Origin of the sequence: Mangrovibacillus sp. Mu-81, assembly GCF_036867415.1 — a bacterium.
Classification (GTDB): domain Bacteria; phylum Bacillota; class Bacilli; order Bacillales; family Bacillaceae_B; genus Rossellomorea.
In genome coordinates this window covers 590,410-616,626 of sequence record NZ_JBAJHU010000003.1, presented here as the reverse complement: position 1 = coordinate 616,626, position 26,217 = coordinate 590,410, and the positions used below count along the sequence as shown (strand labels likewise).

The window sequence follows — 26,217 nt, the reverse complement described above, 5'->3', positions numbered from 1 at the left end:
TTATCCCTCCTTCTTCACAAGTGGATGATTTTATCATGAATCGATTCTATCTTGATTGAATTCAATCCCTGCTTAAGATCTTCAATTAACTCGTTTGTGTCTTCCAGTCCAACCGATAACCTCAAGAGGCCGTCTGTAATCCCGCGCCGCTCCCTTTCCGGCTGCGGCATGGATGCATGTGACATCTTTGCCGGGTAAGAAAGAATGGATTCAACAGCTCCAAGGCTAACAGCAAATACGGGAATCTTCACTGCTTTACTCAATCTTCTGACTTCAACTTCACTTTTTAAGCGGAAAGATAACACAGCACCCGGCCCTTCTGCCTGGCGAACATGGATCTCGTGTCCTTTGTGATAGCTTAATCCCGGATAATACACTTCCTCTACTTCTTCTCTCGTCTCCAGGAATCGGGAGATTTTATATGCGCTTTCTGAAGATTGTTTAAGCCGGACATGCAGGGTCTTCAATCCCCTTAATAATAGCCAGCTGTCCTGCGGCCCAAGTACAGCACCAAATGAGTTTTGTAAGAAAGCAAGCTTTTCTGCAAGTAATTCGTTTCCAGTCACCGCGAGTCCCGCAAGGACGTCACTGTGACCAGCCAGAAACTTGGTCGCGCTGTGCAATACTACATCAATACCAAGTGACAAAGGTCTCTGCAGCAGCGGGGTCATAAACGTATTATCTAAAAATGTGTAGCAATCATTTGCTTTGGCCAGTTTCACAATTCCTTCAATGTCAGTTATGTTCAGCAATGGATTAGAAGGAGTTTCAATATAAATCACTTTCGTATTTGGTCTGATCGAACGGGCAACTTCATGAAGATCCCTCATATCAACAAAGGAATACTGAATACCAAACCGGTTTAATACCTCTGTAATCAATCGGTAAGTGCCTCCATATACTTCTTCCGAAATAAGAACATGGTCCCCCTTGGAAAGGATCAGGAAACTTGTGGAAATCGCAGCCATGCCTGATGAAAATGCAAAGCCTCTTACACCGCCTTCCAGTTCAGCGATCGTCTCTTCCAACGTTTCTCTGGTAGGGTTTCCTGAACGACTGTAATCATAGGCGCCAAACTGATCGAAATTACTCTGATGAAAAGTGGTAGCGTGATAGACAGGTGTAGAAACCGCTCCAGTATGAGCATCATATCCGTGAGAGTGAAGCAGGGAAGTTTGCCGTGAATATGTTTTTTTACCCATGAATAATCGCCTCTCCTCTTAACTGATTAAATACATTCTCTAAGTCCGAAATGATATCATCCACATGCTCAATGCCAACTGAAAATCTCAACAGCCGATTACAAATTCCCAGCCTATTCCTTTCCATTACAGGTATATCTGCATGTGTCTGTGCAGCCGGATACGTAATGAAACTTTCAACCCCTCCAAGACTTTCAGCAAACGTGATGACTTTGAGTTTCTGCAGAAATGGACCAACCCATTCTTCCCTTGTAATCCGGAATGACAGCATCCCGCCTCTGCCGGTATACAGCACATCACTCACACAATCATGATTCTTCAGGTATTCTGAAATTACCCTTGCATTTTTTTCATGCTGAGCCATTCTTATACTTAGTGTTTTCATGCCTCGAAGAAGCAGCCAGCTGTCAAAAGGGGAAAGGACGGCACCGATGGAATTCTGAATGATGAAGAGCTTCTCACCCAATTCCTCACTATTAACGATGGCCGCCCCTGCAAGGACATCATTGTGACCGCCTAAATATTTCGTAGCACTGTGAACGACGATATCCGCCCCTTCTGTAATCGGCTTTTGCAGAATCGGGGTATAAAACGTGTTGTCCACGATCAGCAGCAGGTTATGACCTTGAGCAATGGAGGAAACGGCTGAAATACTGGTTTCATTCATCAACGGATTAGTTGGCGTCTCAAGAAATATCGCTTTTGTTCTACCATTCAACTTTTCTGTAATCCGGCTATCATCATGCATATCCACGAAATGAAACCTGATTCCATATTGTTTTTCAAACTGAAGAAATAAACGATAGCTGCCCCCGTATAGATCTTGGGAAACAATCAATTCATCGCCTGTTGTGAATAGACTCAGAACAGCTTGAATGGCTGCCATCCCCGAACTGAATGCCAAAGCCCTATGTCCTTCTTCCAGCTTAGCAAGTGTATCTTCTACTATGGACCTGGTAGGATTTCCAGTTCGGGAATAATCAAATCCTGTTGATTGTCCGATAGCCTTGTGTTCATATGCTGTTGACAAATGAATGGCGGGGCTGATGGCCCCTGTGCCTGCGTCCGTACGATTTCCGGATTGAACGAGAATTGTATCGATATGTTTTTTCAACTTTGCAGCTCCTTTTCTCTTTTTTACACGAAAAGGGGTAAAAAACAAAAAGCCCTCTTATCAAAATAAGAAGGCTTCTATCGTTCATTCTCCCTCTTATCGTTCAAGTTGATTACAACTTGCTGGAATTAGCACCATGCGCCATGCTGGTTGCTGAGGTGTCACAGGGCCAGTCCCTCTACCTCTCTGGATAAGAATCTATTTGGTTTTATTAAATCCAGCAATCACTTTACTGAAATAACTTCTTCATAACTTACACCATACTTTATTAATTGTCAATGAAAATTATGAATACTTTGTCATTTTTAATGCTTTAAGCAGTTATTGATTTGATGAGTTTGTTAAATATTGATGGACTGTTAAACAAACAAATGTTTAATTCATCAACATCAAGTCTATATGTATATAAATACTAGAATAGGATGTGATCAGTTATGAAGGGCGTAACGTTCCAAGGGAAAGAAAAGATGATGGTCAAAGAAGTTGAAACACCTGATATCCAGGAAGCTACAGACATGATTGTGCGAATCACAGCAAGTGGGATATGCGGTTCTGACCTTCACCTATACCACGGCGGGATAGAACCTCAACAAGATTATGTCGTGGGACACGAGCCAATGGGGATTGTCGAGGAAGCAGGTTCCGAAGTGAAAAGTCTTAAAAAAGGGGACCGTGTCGTCATCCCTTTCAATATCGGCTGTGGAGAGTGTTTCTTCTGCAAGAATCAGATGGAAAGTCAGTGTGATGATTCCAATCCCCATGGAGAAATAGGAGGTCTGTTTGGATTTACTGAAATGATGGGAGGTTATCCGGGCGGACAGGCAGAATATCTTCGAGTGCCTTATGCTGACTTTACATCATTTAAAGTACCCGAGACCAGTAACCTCGATGACGAAAGTGTCCTCTTCCTTTCGGATGTCATACCTACAGCTTATTGGAGCGTTGAAAACAGCGGGGTAAAAGAAGGGGATACTGTCATTGTTCTTGGGAGCGGCCCGATAGGACTGATGGCTCAAAAGTTTGCCAAATTAAAAGGCGCCGATCGAGTCATTGCTGTTGATCAGGTTGAGCACCGCCTGGATCATGCTAAACGCACAAACAGTGCTGAAATATACAATTTCAAAGAAACCCCTGACATCGGATCTGTCCTTCACGAATTTACTAAAGGAGGCGCTGATGTGGTCATTGACTGTGTAGGAATGGATGGTACCGTCCCTCCCGAAGAGACATTAGGATCAGATTTCGATAATCAATTCGGAACCATCAGTCCAATTAAAACCGCCTCACAAGCTGTCAGAAAATTCGGTACAGTGCAATTGACAGGTGTTTATGGGACGGAGGCAAACCGTTTTCCCTTAGGCGACTTCTTCAGCAGAAATGTCTCCATCAAAATGGGGCAGGCTCCTGTCATACATCTTATGCCTAAATTGTATGATATGATAGAAAACAACGAATTTGACCCTACCGATATCATCACTCATCGTTTACCACTTGAAGAGGCGGCAAAGGGTTATGATATTTTTGATGAGAAAGCGGACGGCAATATTAAAGTGATTTTAAAACCATAATAATTTTGATTAGAAAAGCTGCCATATCACTTGGGATGGCAGCTTTTTTATATTCTTCTTCAAGAATGAAGGATTCCGATTTTCCTTTTCACCTCTTGCAAAAGTGGACGGGTTTTCTTTCTTGCTTTTTCTGCACCCTGCAGTAAAACTTCATTAAGCTTTTCAGGAGATGCCATCAACTCATTGTATCTGTCACGCGGCTCCTCCAAATACACATTCATAACATCAAAAAGCTCTTTCTTGGCTTCTCCCCATGAAATTCCCGACAGGAAGCGATTTCTCATTTCTGAGGTTTGTATGTCTGTCGCAAATTCTTTATATAACGAGTATATTACAGATGCATCCGGATCCTTCGGCGCTCCAGGCGGGCTGGAATCTGTCTTGATCTTATTTATGAGTTTTTGCAGCTTTTTCGGTTCCTCGAATAATGGGATGGTATTGTTATAGCTTTTACTCATCTTGCGTCCATCCAATCCCGGGAGCACAGCGGTTTCTTTTTCAATGACATACTGAGGAAGTGTGAATGTGTCACCGTAGGTATGATTAAAGCTTTCAACGATGTCCCTTGCGATTTCAACATGCTGAATTTGATCCCTGCCCACAGGAACAATTTCAGTTTGGAAGAGCAGGATATCCGCAGCCATCAAGATCGGATACGTAAACAACCCCATATTCACTCCTGTATCAGCCTCTCTTCCAATCTCGATATTTTCCTCGACAATGGATTTATATGCATGTGCCCGGTTCATCAATCCCTTAGGAGAAAAACAGGCTAATATCCAGCTTAATTCAAAAATATCCGGGACATCTGATTGCCTGTAAAATATCGCTTTCTCAGGATTAAGCCCTAAAGCTAGCCATGTAGCAGCAATTCCGCGGCTGAGCAGATTCATTTCCTCTTTGTCATGTATTTTTGTGAGTCCATGATAATCCGCTACGAAATAAGCAGGCATATATTCTTCGTTTTGTGCAAATTCGAGTGCTGGTTTTATTGCACCGATGTAATTTCCCAAATGCACCCTTCCTGTAGGTTTGATCCCGGTCAGCACTTGCTTTTTCATCCCTCATTCCTCCATTTCTTTTAACGCAAAAAAGGGCTCCCCATCCTAAAAAGGACGGGAAACCCGTGGTGCCACCTTCATTCGTTCACAGCCGTAAACGCACTTACATGTACATAGGATCGTACCTAGATACATTGTCCCTTGTAACGGTGAGACTTTCCGCCACGACCTACTTTCACTTTCGGTCTGGGTGCTCAGAAGCCCATTCGACTGTCCTGCCACGCTGATTCTCACCGCCCATCAGCTCTCTGAAGAGTTTTCAACAGTTTACTTTTCTTCATCATTGCATACGTATTTTCTTGTTTTCCAATATTTTATAGTAAGAGGAAAATTTGGTCAATACTTTTTTAAATTTCCTTTGATGTAAAAGGCAGAAATAATTTTACACCTCTTTTGTTAAAGGGTAGGAACTTCATATCCCCAACCAGGTGACTGGCATATCCAAGCATGCATGCTTCAAATACGCCTTCTATCTGCAGTGAAGACTCAAAGTATTTCGAAATAAACCCAAAAAAGATTACTCCAAGCAAAGAATGGGTATAACTTCGGTGTGAAACAAGCGAAGCAATTACGATGTAGATTCCAAGCAGCCATAACCAGGTTTCATCCATATGCCAGCCTGCTGCAGCCACTCCGATTCCTGTAATGGTCAGCATCCTCCTCTGAGTAATCACGGTGGAAAGCATTAAAATACCGATTCCGTATCCTATACCGATCCATTGTTCTCTTCCTTGCTCTTCCAAGAAACTGTATAATATCATCATAGAACCAATTACTTGGGCCACCGCACGGATCATCTTTGGTGAAAAGGTCACCTTATTACTGAGCTTACCATCGATATCCATATCCGGCATCAACCCGGAAATCGCGCCTGCTGTGACAAGAATGGCTGTCGCGCTTAGATCTGATCCTGTTGAGTTGGCTGTGATAAATCCCGCAGCTGCTCCTGCGGCCATATGTGCTGTTCCGTTCACAACACTCCTCCTTATCTTACAAGAAATACTGAACTTCCCATAATAGAGGATTTAAGGTGAAGTGAACATGGGAAACTTGAATTATTTTTTCAGCAGCTCGATCTTTACCTTCGTGATAATCTCATGAAAATAGGATGGAGGATGAGCGACAAAGTCATTTATTGATATGTTTCTGTTTATGTATTCCTTTTCAAAGTCTTTATTGATAATAAATCCTTCTGATTGGACTTCTTTCAGTTCTTTGGAGATCAGCCTTTCAAAATTTCTAAGAGTGGTGCGGAAGATGCCTGATACTTCATCCAATTGAATACTAAAGCTTTCAAAGTTCACAGGTTTTGTATAAAAATAAACATTTGCTAACTCGCGGTCCATGATCCCTGTGCCATTCAACTCTTCCTTGATGACACCGGCAAAAGTTAGATCACCGAAGTCAATCTCCATCCCCAATTCTTCATGAATCTCCCGTACCCCGTCTTCAATTAACTCATGAGATAATATATGGCCGGCAGCTGTAATATCAAACAGTCCTGGGTAATCTTTCTTTCGATCACTTCTCAGTTGAAAATAAATATATTCCTCCCCGCTGCGTTCATCAGTATGGGCCAGCCAGCAGTGAAACGTTTCGTGCCAATCCCCATCTGTATGTACTTCTTCACGAGTCCGTTCTCCCAATCTATTATAATCTCCATCGAAAATGGATAGTTTCTCTTCATTCATAAACCCGCCTCCTTCAACTTGTTATCATTATTTGCATAAGAGTTTTCCTTATTAGCTGATTTCCCTTCCATATTAACATAATTTTCTATTTTATATTCAAAAAAGAGCATAAACCCGTTTTGGTTTATACTCCATCTTAGTCCTATCATTTATTTTTTCGGCTGTTTAATTTATACACTCTGTAAAAGAAGCCTCCTATGATGAATAAAATACCACCGATAAGAGATCCCAATGTATTCATGAGCCAATCATCAATATCCGTTGACCTTCCCAGGGGAAGGAAGTATTGAGTCAATTCGATAAAGAATGAAAATAGTGCACCTAGAAAGGTCACCTTCAAAACTATCGCTCTTTGGTGGCGCATCCACCAGCTTGAAAAGAAAGCGAAAGGAACAAACAGGAAGATATTCGCTAATAGGTTTCGTATTGGAACCTCTAAATGATTGCGGTATATGAGATTGAGTTTGAGATTGGAAAATGGCTCCATATTGGTATTGCCTTTAATTCCGCCGTTCACTCCTCCATCTCCGATAAATGGAGTGAGTGTGATCAAACAGATCCCCCCAATGGAAATCGAAAGCAATAAAATGGGAAGGAGATTCATCCACCTGCCCCTTCCCTTTTTCTTTTTCCAAACGGAGACGGCTAGAATAGAAGTAATGGTAATCAGTGCAAGAATGGGTATCACCCATCCGAATGCGCTCCATAATTCATGCATCTTTCGTCTCCTACTTTCTACCTCTTATATTAATTAAATACAACGACATGAGATCATTTATACCACATTTCTTAAGAGGAGAAACATCTCCAGGCTATTCTTCATAAGAAATCCACTTCCTCTTTTCATTCATTCTGACTGTGTACCCTTCTTTATCCAGTCTTTCTAAAAAAGGAATCATATATTTTCGTGTTATTCCCAATACCTCTTTCGCTTCAGTAATGGCAAAACTTTGACCGGTGTTTTTCATCAAGAAATTAGTTGCTTGAATGAATGATTCATATGCATATGCGTATTTTTCGTCCAGCGGAATAATCCATTTTTCCTGGACAAAAAATGAATAATACTTTTGTCTAAGTGATTCAGGGATACCTGCATCGTGAAAATATTCTTCTACTGTTTTCACCTTCAAATCGTCTTCCCTGATAGAATGAATCATCTGCAAACACCTTTTTTCCCATTGAAAGGGAAGTTGGGGAGTGAACCCTCTAATACTAAAGACACCATTCTCTATTAATAATCTTTTCTGTTGAAGGAGATGGTCGATACTAGAAAGGAGTACATCATATGGAATATCGAGAAGCTGAGTCAGTTCCCCTTTATTCATCCCTTTATCTAAGGGGTTTTGTTCGTGGTAGATACTGAGTTCGCTGAAAATCCTTTCACCACAGCTTTCAATAATGGTGATATGTGTCACATTGCAAGAACGCAAAACGAACCACCCCTCCTGTTTGAGGATAGAGGAAAGTTCGTTTTCGGTAACGGACGCATCTTTTTGGATACTTTCAGCAGTCATGCTCTTTTTCTTATCTAGCAGATTCAATATTCTTTCCTCTGGAGTTCCTTCCATGATTGATCGGAGCTTTGCAATCGTTTCATGTCCGAATCTGTATGATTCGCCTTTCGGATTAATGACCCAGCCTCCTCCAATCGTTTCCATAGGAGTAGGTCTTCTTATTACAAAGCGGTCACCTCGTTTAACCACTATGTGCTCGTTCAATCGAATCTGGCAAAGGATGAGGTCTTTTTCTTTATCAATTTTATTACGGTCGAAAAATATCAGTTTACCCATCACCTCAGAAGTGCCTGTATGGACTTTCACTTCCATTCTCTGTTTCATTTCATGCGATAAACCTTTAAGGACATTTATCGATACGTCAATCGTATCTGTCACGGAAAGGTGAGTGGATCCAACCAGAACGTCACCCCGTTTAAGTTCCTGGTGATGAATCCCCGGAAGGTTAACCGCTGTACGCTGACCGGCAAATCCTTTCTGGGTGTCCATTCCATGAACCTGGATCTGCCTTGCTTTAGTGGACAGACCCCTGGGGAGGATCAGGAGGTTCTCACCTGTCACGACAGATCCCTCGTAGATAGTCCCCCTTACGATGGTCCCTTGTCCTTTTACGGTGAATACCTGGTCGATCGGCATCCGGAAATCCCCTTCCCAGGTCCTTACAGGAATGTCTTCCATTGACCGGATGATCAATTCTTTCAGTTCTTGGATCCCATCACCTGATATACTGTCCACCATCATTAATGGGGCATTTTCGAAGGGGGAACCTTGTAGTTCTTCCACTACCTCATCTTTTGCAAGTTCTCTAAGGTCAGCATCCACTTTCGAAGTTTTCGTGAGTACCACAATACCATTAGTGATTCCCAGCAATGAAAGAATGTCAAGGTGCTCACGGGTTTGCGGCATGATACCTTCATCTGCAGCAACAACCAATACCACAAGATCTATCCCAGCTACACCTGCAATCATCTTTTTGATAAAACGTTCGTGACCGGGGACATCAACGATTGAAATTTGCATGTCTTCATCTTTATAGAGCGGGGCAAACCCCAATTCAATTGAAATCTGCCTTTCCTTTTCCTCTTTAAGCCGATCGGTGTCGATATTCGTCAGCGCTTTAGTGAGTGTCGTCTTCCCGTGATCGATATGGCCTGCCATACCGATCGTATAAAAGCGTTTTTGCAATCTTCACACCTGCTTTCACTATGTAAACATGATTCTTTATCGCTTTCTATTTTTATAATGAGTAAATAAGACTCCTGTCATCAACGCAAAGCAAGCAACAAACAGCATTCCCTTCACATTCTCTCCTTCAGAGAAAGACTTGATGGTCCAGAGCAGTATAACGATTGTGATTACACAATCAAAAATAAACATCCCTTTTGATTTTCTGATTTTCTTCACCCGCTTAAACTAATAGAATAATACAATTTTACCATATATCTTGATTAATAAGAAAATAGCCAAGAGGAATCCAAGCTTGTTCTAAACTTACTTAAGCTTGATACCAACTTGACTATTCCCGTCACCTGTTTAATTAGAACCTTCTTTGATCAGCGTCTTCATATCAGCTGTGATTTCGTCGTAAGGTACGTCGCTGTTACCGCTGTATGTCTTTACGACAACTCCTTCTTGATTGACCAGATAGAAACTCGTACCATGAATGACTTGATCAGACTTAGGATCATTCGCTACGATTGACTTGAAGGAATGCTCCGCAAACTCTTTGATCTCTTCAAACTCATATCCAGTAAGCAATTCCCACTTACTGGTATCGGCTTCGAATTTTGAGATATAGTCTTTTAATACCTCAGGCTTATCATGTTCAGGATCCACACTGAAGGACACAATCTTATAATCCTCCACTCCTTCTTTCTTCAGTTCCCCTTGAAGTTTTTTCAGGTTAAACGTCATTGGAGGGCAGACAGTTTCACAGTTTGTGAAAATAAAATCCGCAACCCATACTTTCCCTTCTAAATCCTTCAAACTCACCTTTTCATTATTCTGGTTCGTATAACTGAAGTCTGAGATTTCATAATCCGTTTCTGCTTGAAAGTCACTATTGCTGCAACCTGCAAGGAGAATTCCGATCAGAGTCATCATGACTGCTAGTGTTTTCGGTTTAGACACTTCAATCTCCTCCGCTTTCATCTACTATTTCTCATACTATGTTAGTAGAAAGATAAGGAAAATTCAATGCGCTTCATTTGAGTTTCGATGTCTATTTTGTGAAATCACCTTGTCCTTTCAGTCCAAGGCATAATGCACCAAGACTGCCTGTGAATCCCCCATCATCGAGGAAGATGGCATTGTAGCCAAGCATTTCTTCAAACTGGGAAAGATCTTCTTTAAGAGGCGTATTTCCACTCAGTGTACTCCCAATAAAAACAATTGATTGAGTATCATGTGTAACTGCCATTTGATGAGCCAATAAGATGATCGTCTCGGCCATCATATTTGTCATCGATCGTATTATATCACCGTCATTACTCTTTCCTTTCTTGTACTTGGCAAAGTTTGCAGCAGTTAAATTTTCTGGAACGGGAGTTTCCTGATCTTGATAAATATCCAACACCATCAAGTCTACAGACGCCCGGTGGCCATTCGCAGCTAACTTCACCAGCTCTGTGAAGTCGGTTACACCCGTTAATTTACTTCCAAGCCCCATAAACATACCCCCGCCTATACCACTCCCTAAAACCCTTGTAAAACTTCTATCGTCAACCTTGAAGAAAGAGGTACCTGTTCCGATATTGACTACGATGAATCTCTCTATTTGATGGTGCTGCTCTTTAAGGAGCTCTCGGGTACCTTCTTCCACTGCCCGAAACTCCGGGATAACACTGACTTCTTTCCGTAACGATTTGATTTTCATCGCCCCTCCGCCGGTTACATGCAGTAAAGCGTCAGGTGAAGTCAGTTCCAGCCATTTTGAAACAGAATGTAATTCTCTACTGTCAAATCGTTTAAAATGCTTCCTGCCGTTTTCTTCATACACAATCTTCGTCAGTGTACCACCTGCATCAATCCCAATGTTCTTCATTCAGCTTCTTCTTTCAATTTCTTCTTTGAGAATAAGAAATGAAGGATATATCCATGTATCACCATGATGATCAAAAATGCCAGGAGATAATAGAATACCCCGATAATCCCTTTCGAAAAGTCTGCTGTGAAAAGCCACCAAATAGACGCTAACAGTAAAAAGAAAAATTGAAGCGCAACCCCTTCCCAAAATGGTTTCTTATAACTATTAAAATCCAACAGCCTCTTCCAGCTCCATCCGATTGCAACAGCGGCTGAAATCAACAGTAACAAAATATAAATACTTATTTTCATGAATGAACACCTGCTCTTTGGTCTGATTATCTCTATCTTATTAAAAAAGGATGGAAATATAAAGTGAAATTAGAAATGTCAGGAAAACAAAAAGCCAGGGTTCTCCTGACTTTTTGTTTTTTCATAGAAGGTTAGTTTGTCCTAAACAGTGAATAGAAATTCTGTCCTGCTTCCATTTTGAGATGATATGACTTCAAGCCGTGCATCGATCCTCTCTTTCAATTCTGGTACGTGGGAAATCAATCCGACTAATCGGCCGCTGCTTTGGATGTCCATCAACGCTTCAATCGCATGATCGAGTGATTCCGGATCAAGGGTTCCGAAACCTTCATCGATGAACATCGTCTCAAGTGAAACTCCTCCTGCATATTGTTGTACGACATCCGCAAGGCCAAGCGCTAATGCCAGTGAAGCTTTAAAGCTTTCACCGCCTGACAATGTTTTAACATGACGATCTTGACCTGTATATTGATCAAATACAAGCAGTTCCAGTCCACTTTGTACATTCCCTTTGCTGCGGTCTGCCTTTCGAATGAGGTTATACCTGCCGGCGGTCATTTTTATCAATCTTTCATTCGCGATACTAAGTATATCTTCAAGGAAGGATGCAAGCACATATCTTTCAAAAGTCAGTCGATTTGCATTTTGACCGCGGGCGAGATCTGCAAGCTGACCAACCGTTTGATAATCTACTTCCAACTCTTTTATCCCTTCATTTATTTCGAGTACCCGGGATAGTATATTCTTATTCTCTTTCGTATGGGAGATCACCCGGTTAAGTTCTTGGTTTACCTTCTCCATTTCTTCAGATACAGCAGCCAAAACCTCTTTAATCACTTTGATATCAGGCTTTTCTTGATCCTCAAGCTGCCTATTCACTTCATCTAATCGATCAGTTACTGAGCGTAGATCTTCACCGTATTTCTTTAACTTGTTTTCCAGATCAATTATTTCATCTTCTGTTTTTTTCGCTTCGTGAAAAGACTTGTAGTGAGGAAAACCTTGTTGGGTCAATAACGAAAGAAACGCTTCCCGTTCCTCCTTCATTTCTGCATCAATCTTGTCAGCTTGATTTTTCTTTTCTTCTACTTGTGAAGCTTTCACACTATTCTCTTTTTCCCAAGTAAAATAGTTTTGCTGTGCTTTTTCGAAGTCAGATTTCATTTTTCCCAGCAAATCTTGTTTTTGTTTCAAAGCATTATCAAAGTCATTCTTTGTGGTAATTTCATTTGGAATGGATTCTCTTACCTTTTCCAAAGCAGTCTTTTTCGTCAAGTAAGCGACTTCCAGCTGTTGTTGTTTAAGCTGGCGATCCTTAACGGCTTCTTCAATTTCCAAAAGTTTTTCTTTCCCTTTCTTGAGTTCCTCTTTAGTCCTTGTTTGTTGATCTACTTCTTTTTTCTTTTCAAGTATTAAGTTTTTCACGGATCTAACACTATCTTCGGCTTCTTGAATAACATTTACACTATTTTCAATCGTCAGGTCTTTTGAGAATTTTGAAGCTTTTTTTAGCAGTGAATGAATCTGCCCTTCTGTTTCTTCCATTTTGGTTTCTTCCTGTGCCGCTGCAAGGCTCACTTTTTTTTCTTCATCCTGAAGTGATTGCAATGTTTTTTTTGCGCTTTCCATATCTTCATCCGATGGCAGATCATGCCCGCCCATGGCCAACTGAGGATGGTGCAGCGACCCGCATACAGGGCAAGGAGTTTCCTTATCAAGATCCGATGCTAATATGGCTGCCTGTGCTGTACGCCATTGATTATCCAGATAAGCGACAGTATCAGCAGCATCTTTAACGTTCCTGCAGATGATTGTATATTGCTCATTCAACGAAGTGAAGTTTTTCTTGTATTGACCGTTCCTGTCTATCAATTTTCGGGCTTCTTTAAGAGTCTCTAATAGAGATTCTTTATCCTGAAGTGTTTTTTCGAATTGGAAAAGCATGCTTTGACTTTCTTCGAATTTTTCTAGGGCGTTTTCCCTTTCACGGATTCCCCTTTGGAGAAAGGTGATTTGTTCAGACTGTTTATCTATTAATTGCTGTTCCTTCGATCGTTGTTCCTGAATCTCATTTAAATCTGATTGCAGTGTATCGAGTGAATAAACATCTTTCTGGATACTTTCAAGATGGTTTATCTTTTTTACAAGCGCATCCCTGACAGGTTCCCTTTCTGCTTCTTCGCTTAGCATATTTTTTGCCTGCTTGAGCTTCTCTGCTAACGTCCCTTGGTCTTTCAATAATTGTTCCAGTTCACGCTTCAAGACTTTAAGCTTTTGATTCAGTTTATGACAATATTCATCTTGTTTTATTAATCTGGATGCCTTATGTGCAAGGGCGATTTCATTTTTCACTTTTTCCATTTCCGCCGTCTGTTGCTCAAGCTTGTTGAATTCGACAGTTAATTTATCACGTAATTCAAATTGTTGAAGAAGTGTATTCGCCTCTGCCAATTGCTTATTTACGCTGTCTCTTTTGTTTTGTACCTGTTGATAGGAGAGCTGGACGTTTATCTGCTGCTCCTCCATCTTTTCAATATGGGCTGGAAGAAGCCCAAGGATACGGCTATCGTTTAAAGGTTCTTCCTTCAATGATTCTATAAGCTCGTCATTATTTTCAGTGTTAATTTTCAGCAATTCTCTTGTTCGTGTTTCAACAGCTGCTTCCACTGTCTTTCTCAGCTCATCCGCTTCCGTTTTTAACCCTTCCTGAATCACCTTATAAAGCTCTGTATGGAATAGCCGCTGCAAGATGACCTCTTTATCTTTACTATCAGATGTTAACAACTTTCGGAATTCCCCTTGGGGAATCATGAGTATTTGACGAAATTGATTGGCATCCAACTGAATGAGGGATTTTATCTTTTCATCGACTTCCCTTACATTTGCTGCAAGAAGCTGTTCAGCACCGTCTTCATCAAATGTATATAATTCAGCCCTGGCATTGATTGTTGTAAACCCTTCTCCCCTGGCTTTCTTCTTCTCCTGCTGAGGTGAACGCCAGATGCGGTATGTTTTCCCTCTTAAACTGAATAAGAGTTCCACTTCTGTTATATCTTCATCTTTGGCAAACTGACTTCTCAATTCAGCCGGGCTTCGATCTTCACCACTTGCCTTTCCATAAATCGAGAACGAAATACCATCAAAGATGGTCGTCTTACCAGACCCGGTCTTACCTGAAATCACAAACATGGTACGGTTGCCCAGATTTCTGAAATCAATTTCCTCCTTATCTGCATATGGTCCGAATGCCTGCATAGTTAATTTAAGAGGTTTCACTTTTCAAACACCTCCTGCCTTGCTTTTGCAATAACCTTTTGCAAGATATCTTCCTTAGATGGTGAAAAATCGCTGGTTGTCATATCCGCATGGAATTCTTTGAATAATTCCAATTCTGACTTCTTTTTGTCCTCCAATACGTTGAAACTGTTTTTCTTTTTTGCATCCGTCAATTCTAATTTTCGTTCAAGATGCAGCACATTTGGATAAACTTGACGAAGTTTGTTAATCGGGTCAATCAAGGTGCCTTCATCGTGCAAAGTGATTTTTAAATAATCATCCACCTTTTGAGATTGATAGAATGACGGATCGAGCAGCTCTTCCAAATACCCTTGAAGCTCGCGCATATCCTGCCTTGGAGTCAAAGTTCGTTCACTGAGATCAAACAATCCACTTTCCTCCATTTCAACAATCGTAACAGACTTCCGCTGGCTTGCTTCTGAAAATGAGTACTTTAGAAGTGAACCTGAATAACGAACCGTATCATGTTTAATCGCGTCAGGGCTGTGCAGGTGCCCAAGCGCTGTATAATGGAATGAATCGAACAAATCACTGCCTACACATCCAGAGCCCCCAACTGACAACGTACGCTCAGAATCCGTCGTTTTGCCTCCGAGTACAAATGCATGACCGACGAACACATGACGTTCATCGGGATTCATCACCTGCTTAATCCTCTCCACGATCGCTTCCATTGCATCTTGGTGGGAATGTATTGAATCATCATCAAGCAATTGACGAACCGTTCCGGGTTCTGCATATGGAATGCAATGAAAGTTCACCCCATTTATGGTTACAGGCGTAAAGTCCGACGTCAATTTCCCTTTTAAGTAAAAGTGGCTGTGTTTGTACCATGAAGATCCAAATGATAGCCTTTCTGCACTGTCATGGTTACCTGAAACAGCGACTATAGGCGTATTTAAATCTACGTTAATTCTGTATAAGACCTCATCCAGCAAGTCCACCGCTTCAGTCGGAGGTACAGAACGATCGTACAAATCTCCGGCTATCACCACTGCATCAGGCTTTTCTTCTTTTACCAATTCAATGAATTGTTCTAATATGTATCGCTGTTCTTCTGTCATATATATGCCATGTACCAATTTCCCCAAATGCCAATCAGCAGTATGTATAAATTTCAACCTTCAATTCCCCTCTCTCGATCTATTTCTCTAATATAAATTATATCAAACTAGGGATTCACAGTGAAAAGGAATTGTTACCACCAAGAAAACTTGTTATACACTATATTCCCCATATTGAATACCTATCAAATAGAAAAGAGAGACCAAAGGCCTCCCGCTTGCTACTCTTTCATTCTTTGTGGAAGTGTCTGAATGGATGTTACGACGGCATCCAGCTTCGTTTCAATTCGATAAAGCAGATACATCGTCACCACAATCGGAAACCCGACCTCAGAGATGAAAGGAATGATGGATTCCATACACCTTAACCTCCTTTCACTTCTTATATAGGCAAATGGAGGAGTAAAGGACACCCCGTCAAAAAAGAAAAACGAATCCCACGAGAAGGATTCGTTTTATCTGTACTACATAATAGAAATGCTTATTAACCGTTCAGGTCATTTATTAAGCTTGAACTAACCAGTCCAGCTTCTTCAAGAATTGCCTTGATCTGGTTTTCAGCTTCAATCAGCTTTTCTTCAGCTGCTGTAAGATCTGCTTCTCCGTCTTGTTTCAACGCCTCAGCTTTCATCGTATACGACTCTGCCAATGTAGCTTTGAACTCTTCCAGGTCTTTTTTATAATCATCGAGACCCGATGGGATTTCTACCTTCTCTACAGCGTTAGCAGACTCATCTGCAGATACTGCAGCTGCATCCTCTAACTTTGCAAGTTCTTCACCCGTTGGCGGTGCTTCTCCACCGATAGCTGCATCATATGCATTTAAATCAGTATCCGTACCATTAACAGTCGTTGTTAAGTTAAGATAAAAATCCATTAAATCTCCAGCAGCGTTTGTATTTTCCTCACTGGATTTTGCAGATTCATCTTTTTTTCCTTCTTCAGAACCAGCATCGGAACATCCAACTAATAACAGTGATAATCCTAAGCCTAAAAACCATAGCTTTTTCATTATTCATATCCCCTTTCTGTCTCTCTTCAATGAATTGTGCGGGAGATAAAGCGAACCAGAGGTAATCGCTTACTTCTTCCATTTTTTAGCCGGCAAAATGTATCTTATCATGAGGATGTAAGGTTGGTAAAGAAATAGTTTAACCTTTCGCCAAAGTTCTAATTTTACAAATATTTGAAACAAACTGTCAACTGTAAAAGCAGAAATTTATCTCAAGATAGAGATAACACTTGAATTAATTGAACACTGAACTGAAAAGTGGTATAACTGATTTAGTTTCATTTTTCCCGGGGCTGATTGTAGAGCTGGTGCTTGCCTAGGTCTTCAAAACCTCTTGGGAGGCGCGTGCCGTCTCCGCTGGGTTCGATTCCCAGGCAGTCCCGCCATTCTTTATCCTCAAAAAAAAGAAGCTTTAGGTGATCATAGATTCCCCAAAACTTCTTCCATTATCATACCTTCTGTGTTTGTTCCCTCTTTTTACGCTCTTGCTGCTGTGCTGCCTCAAATGTTATCGAAAATGTCGTTCCTTCCCCCTGCTCACTTTGGACGCTTATATCTGCAGAATGATCCCTTAAGATCCGTAAACAAATTGTCAAACCCAAACCAGTACCTTTTGTTTTAGTCGTAAAAAAAGGCTCACCAAGTTTATCCAGGGTTTGTTTCTTCATGCCGACCCCTTCGTCTTTAAATGTAAGTTCTACCTGATTATTCTCTTTCGACTCGGCTCCTATCATTATATTCCCTCCATGAGGCATCGCCTCGATGGCATTCTTAACGAGGTTGATAAAAACTTGCTTCAGCTGATTTTCGTCTCCTCTTATGTATAACTCACCCTGCTTGAATGATGTCAGAATTTCTATATTATAAAGAATAGCGTTGGTATTGAGTAGTTTTGCCACGTGATCGAGTGTATGTATAATATTGATGCGTTTATAGGTGACTGATTGAGGCTTTGCCAAAATAAGCAGTTCACTGAGCACCAGTTCGATTCTCTTTATTTCTGAAAAAACGATTTCTAAATACTCCTTCGTCTTCTCATTTGCATCATCTCTCAGCAGCTGAAGGAAACCATTTATGGAAGTCAGGGGATTTCTGACTTCATGGGCGATTCCTGCAGCCAATTGCCCCGCGACTGATAATTTCTGTGACTCAATGGCGAGGGTCTCGTTCATTTCCAGCAATTCTTCTTCATTATGTATTCGTTCCGTTATATCGGAAATCGTCCCTACAGTACCTGCAAGTTCTCCTTCTTCGTTATAATTCAGTTTGATATTGACTTCTCCCCATCTGAACTGCCCATTTCTCATTTGGAAAGAAAAATCAATCTTTGTTTTTTCCTTCTGCTCACTGATACTCCTTCTAAGCACACGCATAAATTCATGCCGTTCATGCAGCGAGATAAAATGCAGGGCGTTTTTATGTAAGCTTTCTTTCAGGCTGTAACCCGTCAATTCTTCCCATGAGTTATTAAGGAACTGAAATTCCCCCTTCGAATTTGTATGGAACACCACTTCTGTAATATTTTGAAGGACTAGCTGCAATTCTTCGTTTAACCTTTTTATTTTTTCTTCACTTTTACTAAGGGCTGAGACGGTTTCATTACTATCGTCGTAGGTCTTACCTGTATAATATCCGATAAATAGAATAAGTGTTGTAAAAAGCAGATCCACTTGCAAATTGAAGGAGTATTGAAGAACAAAATAATAAATGAAATCCCAAATTATGATTAATAGAACTCCCGCTATCACAAATAAAATTCTGCCTTTGTACTTTCCCATATGCTCCCACGTCCTTCCTGATCAGCTAAAATATTCACCACTATCGAAAAAGAAAGAATTTTCACGATATTTGTTATTTAATAGTATATCATTTCTTATTAAGAACAGTATAGGTTCTTTTTTATTTGGGATGATATTCTTGTCACATCCTGTTACGTTGTCTATAATGATAGACGATACATAAACGTTTTTTACACGCATATAAATGCACTTTTCCTTCTATTTCACAAAGAGTTAAATAGATAAAAGCGCTTAGAAAATTGAGGTGAGAGCATGCAGCTTGATGGTTGGTTTTTATACTTTATCCTATTTTGGGTTGTTTTCCTGATCGCATCTTTTGCGATCGGCGGCTTCTTTATGTTCAGGAAGTTTTTAAAGAGATTCCCCAAAGAGGATGGGAAATCAGATATGGACTGGGAAGAATATTATGTAAATGAAACACTCCATTTATGGAATGACAAAGAAAAGAATATGCTGAATGAATTAGTTACCCCCGTTCCAGAATTATTCAGAGATGTAGCAAAATATAAAATTGCAGGGAAAATTGGTGAGTTGGCCCTTAAGGAGCAAGCCACGGCCATTTCACAAGATTTAGTGATAAGAGGTTATATTATGGCCACCCCAAAACGCGACCATAAATTCCTCCGCAAGAAGCTGGATGAAATGCAGATTGATGCTGCTCCGTTTGAACACTTGTTCTAAACCAGGCGAAAAGGGTGAAAATGTATGGCGTCCATTCTGGTAATTCCCATTGTTCTTTATATCATATTTATTGGTGCCGCCCTATACCTCTTCAAGAGGTGGAAAAAGGCAAACAAAAGGTAAACGATGTGCATCGTTTACCTTTTTTCTATTAGCATTCCTGCTCCAGTGCGAGCCGCCTCCGCTTTAGTATTAATCTATAGGGTCTTCTGCTGTTCCGTATCTGATTACGTCGTAGATGGCCATACCGTCGCTTGGTTTACCCTCTCCATTCCGATAAGGGAAAAGAGAGAAAAAAATGAAATAAACCGAAAAGTATACAAACTGATAAAAGAAGATGTGAACGGAAAAAATACCTTGGTATATAAGAAAGTTAATCAATAGTATGACAATAAGATTGAATATGCTGCCGGATAAATAGATCAGCACATGCGACCACACTTTATTGTATTTTAATTCAGTGTATTGACACCAGCCTTCCATGAAATACATCCTATTTATTTCAAGGGGTCCAATTTTTATCAATGGCTTACCGGTACCGATCGCAAATTTTATTCTTGCTCCAAAAATCCTTGCAACCAATACATGACCTGCTTCATGTACAATCGTGACAAGAGGCAGTGTTAAAAAAAATGCAAGAAAGAACGTCCAAATATCATGTAAGTTGAACAACGTTAAAACCCCTTTATATATATGTTTCTCACTCTCTTCCCGGGGAGATAAAGCGATACTCCCACTTTGCTGATTTGTAAGAAAAACGTAACAAACACCATACATTCTTCATCAGGAATTAACTATTGCCACTGATGAAGATTAACATTTCTGTCAGCACAAAAAAGCAGGACAAAATGAATTCATTTTGTCCTGCTAAAGGCATTACTTTTTAAATGGAATTTGTAGTGAGGTCACGGTTTGCCTGATAGAGTTTCCGGTATTGAAGATACATGGCTATTCTCCAAGGGACGATCATGCCAAATGCCAGAATCCAAAACATGCCGCTTAGGGCACCATAATCGATTGTCGTACTCAGAATCGACTTAGCGACAATGCGGATGATCAGAAGTCCAATCAGGATAAATGCAAAAGCTTTAGATCGTTTCAAATAAATATCATTATCGCGAATTTCAAATTTGGACGTCTTTATCAGTAAAATGGAAAATAACATTCCCACCGTTAATGCTTCAAACAACTCACCAAGTGTAACCCTGAAAAAAGGAAATAAAAACATTAATGCCCCTGTACTCATAAAAAGAGGAGGTAAAATAATTTTTTTACCGCTTACCGGTTTTTTCTGTGCCTTCATTCGAATAAATAATACAAAAAACCCCATACATATTGCCACAATGGATGAAGCAATCATCATAAACAATCATCCTTTAACTTTCTACTTAATTTCTTATCTATTATAGCTTATTTCATTTGAAAACGAAAACCTCAAAAAAAGAGAGACTGAATCAATCTCTCTCCTCAATTCACGAGCCTAATACTCTCCTTATTGCGTCTACTACCCTGACTTCATCAAAAGGTTTTACAATAAAATCCTTTGCCCCGTTTTCAATCGCTTCGACGACAACTTTCTGCTGGCCCATGGCTGAGCACATGATGATCTTTGCTTTAGGATACTCATTCATAATTTTCTTCACCGCTTCAATCCCGTTCATTTCGGGCATCGTAATATCCATTGTTACAAGGTCGGGCTGAAGTTCCCGAAACTTTTCTACTGCTTCTGCACCATTTTCCGCTTCACCCACTACATTGTATCCACTGGAAGTCAGCATATTTCCAAGTGTCACTCTCATAAACTTAGCATCATCCACTACAAGTATTGTTGCCACAGGTGTTCCTCCTCGTTTAGCCGCATCCCTTTTAATCCTACTATAGTCCTATTCGTATAATAACTATACCATCTATAATGGGATTGTATCAATTTTTTCTAATTATTTTACTTAAGAAAATGATTAGAATCCCTGGAAGCCGCCAAATACAGAAGTAAAATATGAGAGAATGACAGTCATCCAATCAAAGAAAAGCATTATACCGACTGCAATCATGATAAATCCGCCGATTTTGACGATCTTCGCACTGTTTTTCCTGACCCATTGCATTTTCCCGATGAAGAAAGAAAGAATGAGAAACGGAATGGCAAAGCCTAGTACATACGCAGTCATATATAATACACCCGACCCTGGATTTGTCGCAGCAAGTGCAAGTACAGAGGCAAGTATGGGACCCGTACACGGTGTCCAGCCTGCCGCAAAAGCCATTCCGATCAGTGCAGACCCTATAAATCCAGACGGCCTGTTCTTAAACTCAAAACGCCGTTCTTTCATCAGCATTTCAGGGGTGAATACACCTATTACCACAAGTCCAAACACTACTATGAATATCGCTCCAAGCTGGCGGATCAAATCCTTATAATCAAGGAAGAATTCCCCAATGAAGGAAGTACCAAATCCGATAGCGATGAATATGACTGAAAAACCAAGAAGAAAAAATATGGTATGTATAAGACTTCTCCGTTGCAGCATGGCATTGTCCGTTTTGAGTTCACTGACACTCATACCTGTTATATAAGAAAGAAAGGCTGGATATAAAGGGAGGCAGCATGGAGAGATAAAGCTTAAAAACCCCGCCCCGAAAGCCAGAAATAAATTTATGTCTGCCATTGTTTCAACTCCTACATTAGATAGTATATCTCTATTCTATCAAACATCCGCTTAGACTATGAGAATCTATTCTGTGAACGATTTGTGACCATTTAATTACAATTTCATTCCCCACTTTCCAATCTTGTTTCAACAACTTTAAAAAAGTATTTTTGCTTTGATAATTTCTTCAGATTTCGTTATACTAATAAAAAGTTACAGTTATTACTAGTTTTGTATTCCTCCTGTAAGGAACTACAAAAGAAAGGAAACAGCCGTGTCTAAACAAGAGCTTATTGAACGTATAGAAAAAAAGCGTGCTCAATTGATTGAAATAGTAGCTGAAAACGGACTTTCATCGCCTAAAGCTATTCAATTCAGTCAGGAATTGGATCTTCTGTTGAATCATTACAATACGAAATATATTAAAAAATATTCGACTCAGGTTAGTTGATTTCGAAAACATATACATATATTAATATAATGAAAAGCAGACCGGTTACCGGGTCTGCTTTTCTATTTGGATGCATCGGTCCAGATCCTTTATGTCATTCCATTTGAGACTGCATCCTCCATGCCTTCAACCAGCCCATTTTGCAACAAATACATTTTATGATAAATACCCTTTCTTAAAAGCAATTCTTGATGAGAGCCCCTTTCTGCTATCCTTCCTTGATGTAGAACAAGAATCTGTTCTGCATCCTGAATCGTTGATAATCGGTGGGCAACTGCAATTGTGGTTCTGCCCTGTCGCATCTTAGACAGCGCATCCTGGATCGCTTCCTCTGTCTCCGTATCTATATTTGCTGTGGCTTCATCCAGTATGAGGATTTTCGGCTTGGCAGCAATCGTTCTGGCAAAAGCAATAAGCTGCTTCTGGCCGCTCGATAATGTCGCACCTCTTTCGGCTACTTTGCTTGAATAACCGTCCTCCAGTTTTTCAATAAAAACATTCGCTTGAACAAACCTGGCAGCTTCCAGTACCTCTTCTTCAGTCAGACCTTCTTGATGCAGCTTAATATTATCACTGATTGTCCCGTAGAAAAGAAAAGGATCCTGAAGCACCAGTCCCATCTTTTCTCTCAATTCGTTCATAGGGTATGATTTAATACTTTTTCCATCTATCAATATTTCCCCTGAAGAAAATTCATAAAATCTCATGAGGAGATTAATAATCGAACTTTTCCCGCTTCCTGTATGACCTACAAGGGCAACAGTCTCTCCGGGTTTGGCTGTAAAGGAGATATTTTTCAGTATCTCTTTGTGACCATCATATGAAAATGATACATCTTTAAAGGTTATTTCTCCGTCATTCAATTCATTATTTCCATCTTCAGCAATTGTCTGAGAAGGTGATACCTCTTCCTCATCCAGCAACGTAAAAACCCTTGAAGATGCAATGATTGCCTGCTGAAACATAGAAAGTCTCATCATTATTTGATTGACAGGCTCAAAAAAACGGTCAAGATAATTAATAAATGCATAAAGCACACCTATTTCAATCGGCTGATTAAAAGAAGTGATACCGAAAAAGCTTAATACCACTATCAAGGCGGCTACATAAACAAGGTCGATCGCAGGTCTTAACAGCAGACCGTCAACTTTAATATTTCTCATTCCAGCAAGGTAATGCTTCTCATTGATTTCTCCAAACTCATCACGAAGCCGTTTTTCCTGCCTGAAGACCTGGATGATCGACATCCCCTGTAATGACTCACTCAATTTGGCATTTAATTGACTAAGTCTTTCCCTCATATCCTGATAGAAGATAGAACTGAATTTGCGGTACAGCACCATGATATAAAAAATAAGCGGTAATATAAACAAACAAAAGAGAGCGAGCTTCGAGTTGAGAATAAACATGGCGATGAAGATACCTGTGAGCAGGAATGCTCCCTGAATAAATGAAACCATGACGCTTACAAACATGTCTTTGATTGCTTCTGTATCATTTGTCACCCTTGAGACTATACTTCCGGCAGGTGTACGATCAAAATACTTCATACCCAGGCTTTGGACTTTTGTAAAAACATCTACACGAAGCTGTTGAATGATCTTCAAAGCAATTTCTTGAAACTTTAATAATTGAAAGTAAGATATCAGTACATTTCCTATTTGTATGATTAAATATGCCGACCCCAAAGAGACAAGCGGTCCGTATGGAAACTCTCTCGGAGTCAAGTAATCATCAATGAATATTTTGATGATGATCGGACCAAGTACATCACCTGCGGTCGTCAGAAGTAACAATAAAAAAGCCGTGAAGATTTTCTTTTTATGTGGCTTTGTGTATCTCATTAGGCGAAAAAAGATGTTACGTTGATGGACGGATGTCACTTCTGGAAGTGTTTCCATTTTCATTCCCCTCCTTGCTCTACAAGTTCTTCTAATTGCTGCCTTATATACATCTCCCTGTACGTTCCTTTACCATCCATCAACTCATGGTGGGTACCCCTTTCAACGATTCTGCCCTCTTCAAATACCACTATGAGGTCTGAATGTTGAATGGCACTCAGTCTGTGAGCAGTGATCATCGTAGTCTTTCCGGATCTGTTTTTTCTTAATGAAGTAAGAATGGCTTCTTCGGTCTTGGCATCGACTGCAGACAGTGAATCGTCAAGTAATAATACTTCAGGTTCCATCAGTAGCGCTCTTGCTATTGATATACGCTGTTTCTGCCCGCCTGATAGTGAAACCCCTCTTTCCCTGACTATTGTTTCGTAACCATGAGTGAAATCCATGATGTCTTCATGAATCTGTGCCAGCTTTGCCGCTTCTTCCACCAGTTTGCGTTCAGCCTGCGGGTTAGTAAAGGCTATATTTTCATAGATAGTTGTAGAAAACAAGAAATGTTCCTGAGGTACGTAGCCGATTGCTTCCCGCAACTTCGAGAGTTTATACTCCTTAATTGAATGGTCACCAAAGCGTATCTCACCTGTGTAACCTTCAAATTCTCTTAATAGCATGCGTAATACCGTGGTTTTCCCCGCTCCGGTCTTTCCGACAATCCCGATCGTGCTCCCTTTTTTCACTGTAAAATGAATGTTTTCCAAGTTGTTTTTCTCTTCATTAGGGTAAGTGAATGTATCCGCACGATATACAATATCACCAGAGGGACGAACTTCCAACGCATGTTCGTTATCGACAATTTCCACATTCTCGCTTAATAAACTCGAAACCCGGTCGTAGGAAGCCCTGCCTCTTTCCACAATATTAAAGAGCCAGCCAAAAGCAAGCATCGGCCAAATCAATAATCCCAAATAGGTTGTAAATGAAATCAAATCACCTATTGTCAACTCTCCACTTACAACTAACCTGGATCCAAACACTATGGACAGAAAGAAAGAAATCCCTACAATAATAGAGATGGTCGGATCAAATAATGAATCCACTCTTGCTACATCCATGTTTTTCTGCACGACATCATTTGATTGATCTTTGAATGCTTTAATATCTTCTTTTTCCTGCCCGAATGTTTTGATGACCTTTATTCCAGATACACTTTCCTGCGTCTTGTCATTTAATGAAGAAAACGCTTCCTGGGCTTTATGAAAACGCTTGTGCAGCAGCGATCCATAGTAACTTGTCAATAGAGCCATAAAAGGCATCGGGATAAGAGCAATCAGAGTCAACTTCCAACTGATTGTAAATGCCATAGCAAGGATCACAAATCCACCAGTAGCAAGTGAATCAATGAGAGTCAGCACTCCAGAGCCTGCCGTTTGCTGGATCGCCTGTAAATCGTTCGTAGCATGTGCCATAAGGTCGCCTACCCTTTTCTTTTGATAAAAGGAAGGCGTCATTCTCGTAAAATGGTGATATAATCTGTTCCTAAGTAACCGGGATAGCTTAGTGGCTGAACCAAAAATCATTATGCGCCATACGAACCTCAGACCATACATGGAAATCGCGGTACCTGCGAGGACGAGCATCAACGTCATCAATTGGTTGGTTGTGAAATTGTTATTCTTGATACTATCAACGACGACCCCTACAATTTTTGGAGGGATCAATTGAAGAAATGCAACCAATAAAAGAATTAAAGTCCCCATTAAATATGATTTTTTTTCGAGAATAAAGAACCATTTTAAATCCAAAAATACTTTCAATTTCGTATCCCCCGCATATGTAATAAATGACTCTTTATTTTACCAAATTTTTATAAAATTGAGAAATAATTAATTTGTAAGATCGCAAATTCTTCTTTAACCAGCGGGCAGATAGTCTGCTTTC

Annotated in this window: 24 protein-coding genes, 1 tRNA gene, 1 riboswitch and 1 other annotated feature; of the genes, 4 read left to right on the top strand and 21 right to left on the bottom strand. The window is 40.3% G+C overall.

Translation table 11 applies throughout. The features are described from left to right. Positions 1 to 14: 14 nt before the first annotated feature. Positions 15 to 1,202: a cystathionine beta-lyase gene (gene metC, locus V6B33_RS10175; RefSeq protein WP_334217626.1), complete on the bottom strand. Its 1,188-nt coding sequence runs from the start codon at positions 1,200 to 1,202 to the stop codon at positions 15 to 17. Further along, on the bottom strand, positions 1,195 to 2,316 hold the full coding sequence (locus tag V6B33_RS10170; RefSeq protein WP_334217625.1) for a methionine biosynthesis PLP-dependent protein: 1,122 nt from the start codon (positions 2,314 to 2,316) through the stop codon (positions 1,195 to 1,197). Before V6B33_RS10170 ends, metC begins: the two co-directional genes overlap by 8 nt. A 93-nt stretch (positions 2,317 to 2,409) precedes the next feature. Further along, positions 2,410 to 2,513: riboswitch (SAM riboswitch) on the bottom strand. 237 nt (positions 2,514 to 2,750) lie between these two features. On the opposite strand from V6B33_RS10170, the gene V6B33_RS10165 reads away from it, so the two are divergent. Further along, positions 2,751 to 3,884: a zinc-dependent alcohol dehydrogenase gene (locus V6B33_RS10165; RefSeq protein WP_334217624.1), complete on the top strand. Its 1,134-nt coding sequence runs from the start codon at positions 2,751 to 2,753 to the stop codon at positions 3,882 to 3,884. 59 nt (positions 3,885 to 3,943) lie between these two features. Here V6B33_RS10165 and V6B33_RS10160 read toward each other — a convergent pair whose 3' ends face one another. The 12 genes from V6B33_RS10160 to V6B33_RS10105 all read right to left on the bottom strand — a co-directional run bounded on the left by V6B33_RS10160 (position 3,944) and on the right by V6B33_RS10105 (position 16,859). Beyond that, on the bottom strand, positions 3,944 to 4,945 hold the full coding sequence (locus V6B33_RS10160) for a tryptophan--tRNA ligase (RefSeq protein WP_334217623.1): 1,002 nt from the start codon (positions 4,943 to 4,945) through the stop codon (positions 3,944 to 3,946). A gap of 47 nt (positions 4,946 to 4,992) precedes the next feature. Beyond that, positions 4,993 to 5,238 (bottom strand) — a binding site (T-box leader). A gap of 54 nt (positions 5,239 to 5,292) precedes the next feature. After that, the gene (locus V6B33_RS10155) at positions 5,293 to 5,919 is read right to left on the bottom strand and encodes a metal-dependent hydrolase (RefSeq protein ID WP_334217622.1); all 627 of its coding nucleotides are present in this window, start codon (positions 5,917 to 5,919) and stop codon (positions 5,293 to 5,295) included. An 81-nt stretch (positions 5,920 to 6,000) separates the two neighbouring features. Continuing rightward, positions 6,001 to 6,636, bottom strand: coding sequence for an NUDIX hydrolase (locus tag V6B33_RS10150; RefSeq protein WP_334217621.1), 636 nt, complete (start codon positions 6,634 to 6,636; stop codon positions 6,001 to 6,003). Between the two features lie 145 nt (positions 6,637 to 6,781). After that, on the bottom strand, positions 6,782 to 7,354 hold the full coding sequence (locus tag V6B33_RS10145) for a VanZ family protein (protein ID WP_334217620.1): 573 nt from the start codon (positions 7,352 to 7,354) through the stop codon (positions 6,782 to 6,784). Positions 7,355 to 7,448: 94 nt separating this feature from the next. After that, the gene (selB, locus tag V6B33_RS10140; RefSeq protein ID WP_334217619.1) at positions 7,449 to 9,335 is read right to left on the bottom strand and encodes a selenocysteine-specific translation elongation factor; all 1,887 of its coding nucleotides are present in this window, start codon (positions 9,333 to 9,335) and stop codon (positions 7,449 to 7,451) included. Positions 9,336 to 9,683: 348 nt separating this feature from the next. Then, a complete protein-coding gene (locus V6B33_RS10135; protein ID WP_442915497.1) occupies positions 9,684 to 10,280 on the bottom strand; it encodes an SCO family protein in 597 nt (198 codons plus the stop codon). A gap of 91 nt (positions 10,281 to 10,371) precedes the next feature. Continuing rightward, entirely contained in the window at positions 10,372 to 11,193 is an 822-nt protein-coding gene (gene coaW, locus V6B33_RS10130) for a type II pantothenate kinase (RefSeq protein WP_334217618.1), read from the bottom strand. Next, positions 11,190 to 11,486, bottom strand: coding sequence for a hypothetical protein (locus V6B33_RS10125; protein WP_334217617.1), 297 nt, complete (start codon positions 11,484 to 11,486; stop codon positions 11,190 to 11,192). The genes coaW and V6B33_RS10125 overlap by 4 nt, the downstream gene beginning before the upstream one ends. A 141-nt stretch (positions 11,487 to 11,627) precedes the next feature. Further along, on the bottom strand, positions 11,628 to 14,762 hold the full coding sequence (locus V6B33_RS10120) for an SMC family ATPase (protein WP_334217616.1): 3,135 nt from the start codon (positions 14,760 to 14,762) through the stop codon (positions 11,628 to 11,630). Continuing rightward, a complete protein-coding gene (locus V6B33_RS10115) occupies positions 14,759 to 15,904 on the bottom strand; it encodes an exonuclease SbcCD subunit D (protein ID WP_334217615.1) in 1,146 nt (381 codons plus the stop codon). Before V6B33_RS10115 ends, V6B33_RS10120 begins: the two co-directional genes overlap by 4 nt. 164 nt (positions 15,905 to 16,068) lie before the next feature. Continuing rightward, positions 16,069 to 16,206: a YvrJ family protein gene (locus V6B33_RS10110; RefSeq protein ID WP_334217614.1), complete on the bottom strand. Its 138-nt coding sequence runs from the start codon at positions 16,204 to 16,206 to the stop codon at positions 16,069 to 16,071. A gap of 125 nt (positions 16,207 to 16,331) precedes the next feature. Beyond that, positions 16,332 to 16,859, bottom strand: coding sequence for a hypothetical protein (locus V6B33_RS10105; RefSeq protein ID WP_334217613.1), 528 nt, complete (start codon positions 16,857 to 16,859; stop codon positions 16,332 to 16,334). 289 nt (positions 16,860 to 17,148) lie between these two features. Between V6B33_RS10105 and V6B33_RS10100 the strand changes: the two genes are divergently transcribed. Then, positions 17,149 to 17,245 (top strand) — tRNA-Sec (locus tag V6B33_RS10100). A 63-nt stretch (positions 17,246 to 17,308) separates the two neighbouring features. Here V6B33_RS10100 and V6B33_RS10095 read toward each other — a convergent pair. After that, positions 17,309 to 18,637 carry an ATP-binding protein gene (locus V6B33_RS10095; RefSeq protein ID WP_334217612.1) on the bottom strand — a complete coding sequence of 443 codons (1,329 nt, stop codon included), beginning with the start codon at positions 18,635 to 18,637 and terminating at the stop codon, positions 17,309 to 17,311. A gap of 273 nt (positions 18,638 to 18,910) precedes the next feature. On the opposite strand from V6B33_RS10095, the gene V6B33_RS10090 reads away from it, so the two are divergent. Next, positions 18,911 to 19,339 carry a DUF2621 domain-containing protein gene (locus tag V6B33_RS10090; protein ID WP_334217611.1) on the top strand — a complete coding sequence of 143 codons (429 nt, stop codon included), beginning with the start codon at positions 18,911 to 18,913 and terminating at the stop codon, positions 19,337 to 19,339. A 192-nt stretch (positions 19,340 to 19,531) separates the two neighbouring features. On the opposite strand, the gene V6B33_RS10085 is transcribed toward V6B33_RS10090, so the two are convergent. From V6B33_RS10085 to V6B33_RS10070, 4 genes are all read right to left on the bottom strand, one after another. Further along, positions 19,532 to 20,011, bottom strand: coding sequence for a site-2 protease family protein (locus V6B33_RS10085; protein WP_334217610.1), 480 nt, complete (start codon positions 20,009 to 20,011; stop codon positions 19,532 to 19,534). A 211-nt stretch (positions 20,012 to 20,222) separates the two neighbouring features. Further along, entirely contained in the window at positions 20,223 to 20,702 is a 480-nt protein-coding gene (locus tag V6B33_RS10080; RefSeq protein ID WP_334217609.1) for a CcdC family protein, read from the bottom strand. Positions 20,703 to 20,811: 109 nt separating this feature from the next. Continuing rightward, a complete protein-coding gene (locus tag V6B33_RS10075; RefSeq protein ID WP_334217608.1) occupies positions 20,812 to 21,174 on the bottom strand; it encodes a response regulator in 363 nt (120 codons plus the stop codon). Between the two features lie 123 nt (positions 21,175 to 21,297). Continuing rightward, on the bottom strand, positions 21,298 to 22,005 hold the full coding sequence (locus tag V6B33_RS10070) for a cytochrome c biogenesis CcdA family protein (RefSeq protein WP_334217607.1): 708 nt from the start codon (positions 22,003 to 22,005) through the stop codon (positions 21,298 to 21,300). Positions 22,006 to 22,261: 256 nt separating this feature from the next. Between V6B33_RS10070 and V6B33_RS10065 the strand changes: the two genes are divergently transcribed. Next, positions 22,262 to 22,438 (top strand): aspartyl-phosphate phosphatase Spo0E family protein, encoded by a 177-nt coding sequence (locus V6B33_RS10065; RefSeq protein ID WP_334217606.1) that lies wholly within the window; start codon positions 22,262 to 22,264, stop codon positions 22,436 to 22,438. A gap of 89 nt (positions 22,439 to 22,527) precedes the next feature. Here the strand turns inward: V6B33_RS10065 and V6B33_RS10060 are convergent, their stop codons facing one another. Continuing rightward, positions 22,528 to 24,339 carry an ABC transporter ATP-binding protein gene (locus V6B33_RS10060; protein ID WP_334217605.1) on the bottom strand — a complete coding sequence of 604 codons (1,812 nt, stop codon included), beginning with the start codon at positions 24,337 to 24,339 and terminating at the stop codon, positions 22,528 to 22,530. Between the two features lie 2 nt (positions 24,340 to 24,341). Further along, positions 24,342 to 26,093 carry an ABC transporter transmembrane domain-containing protein gene (locus V6B33_RS10055; RefSeq protein ID WP_334217604.1) on the bottom strand — a complete coding sequence of 584 codons (1,752 nt, stop codon included), beginning with the start codon at positions 26,091 to 26,093 and terminating at the stop codon, positions 24,342 to 24,344. Positions 26,094 to 26,217: the final 124 nt, after the last annotated feature.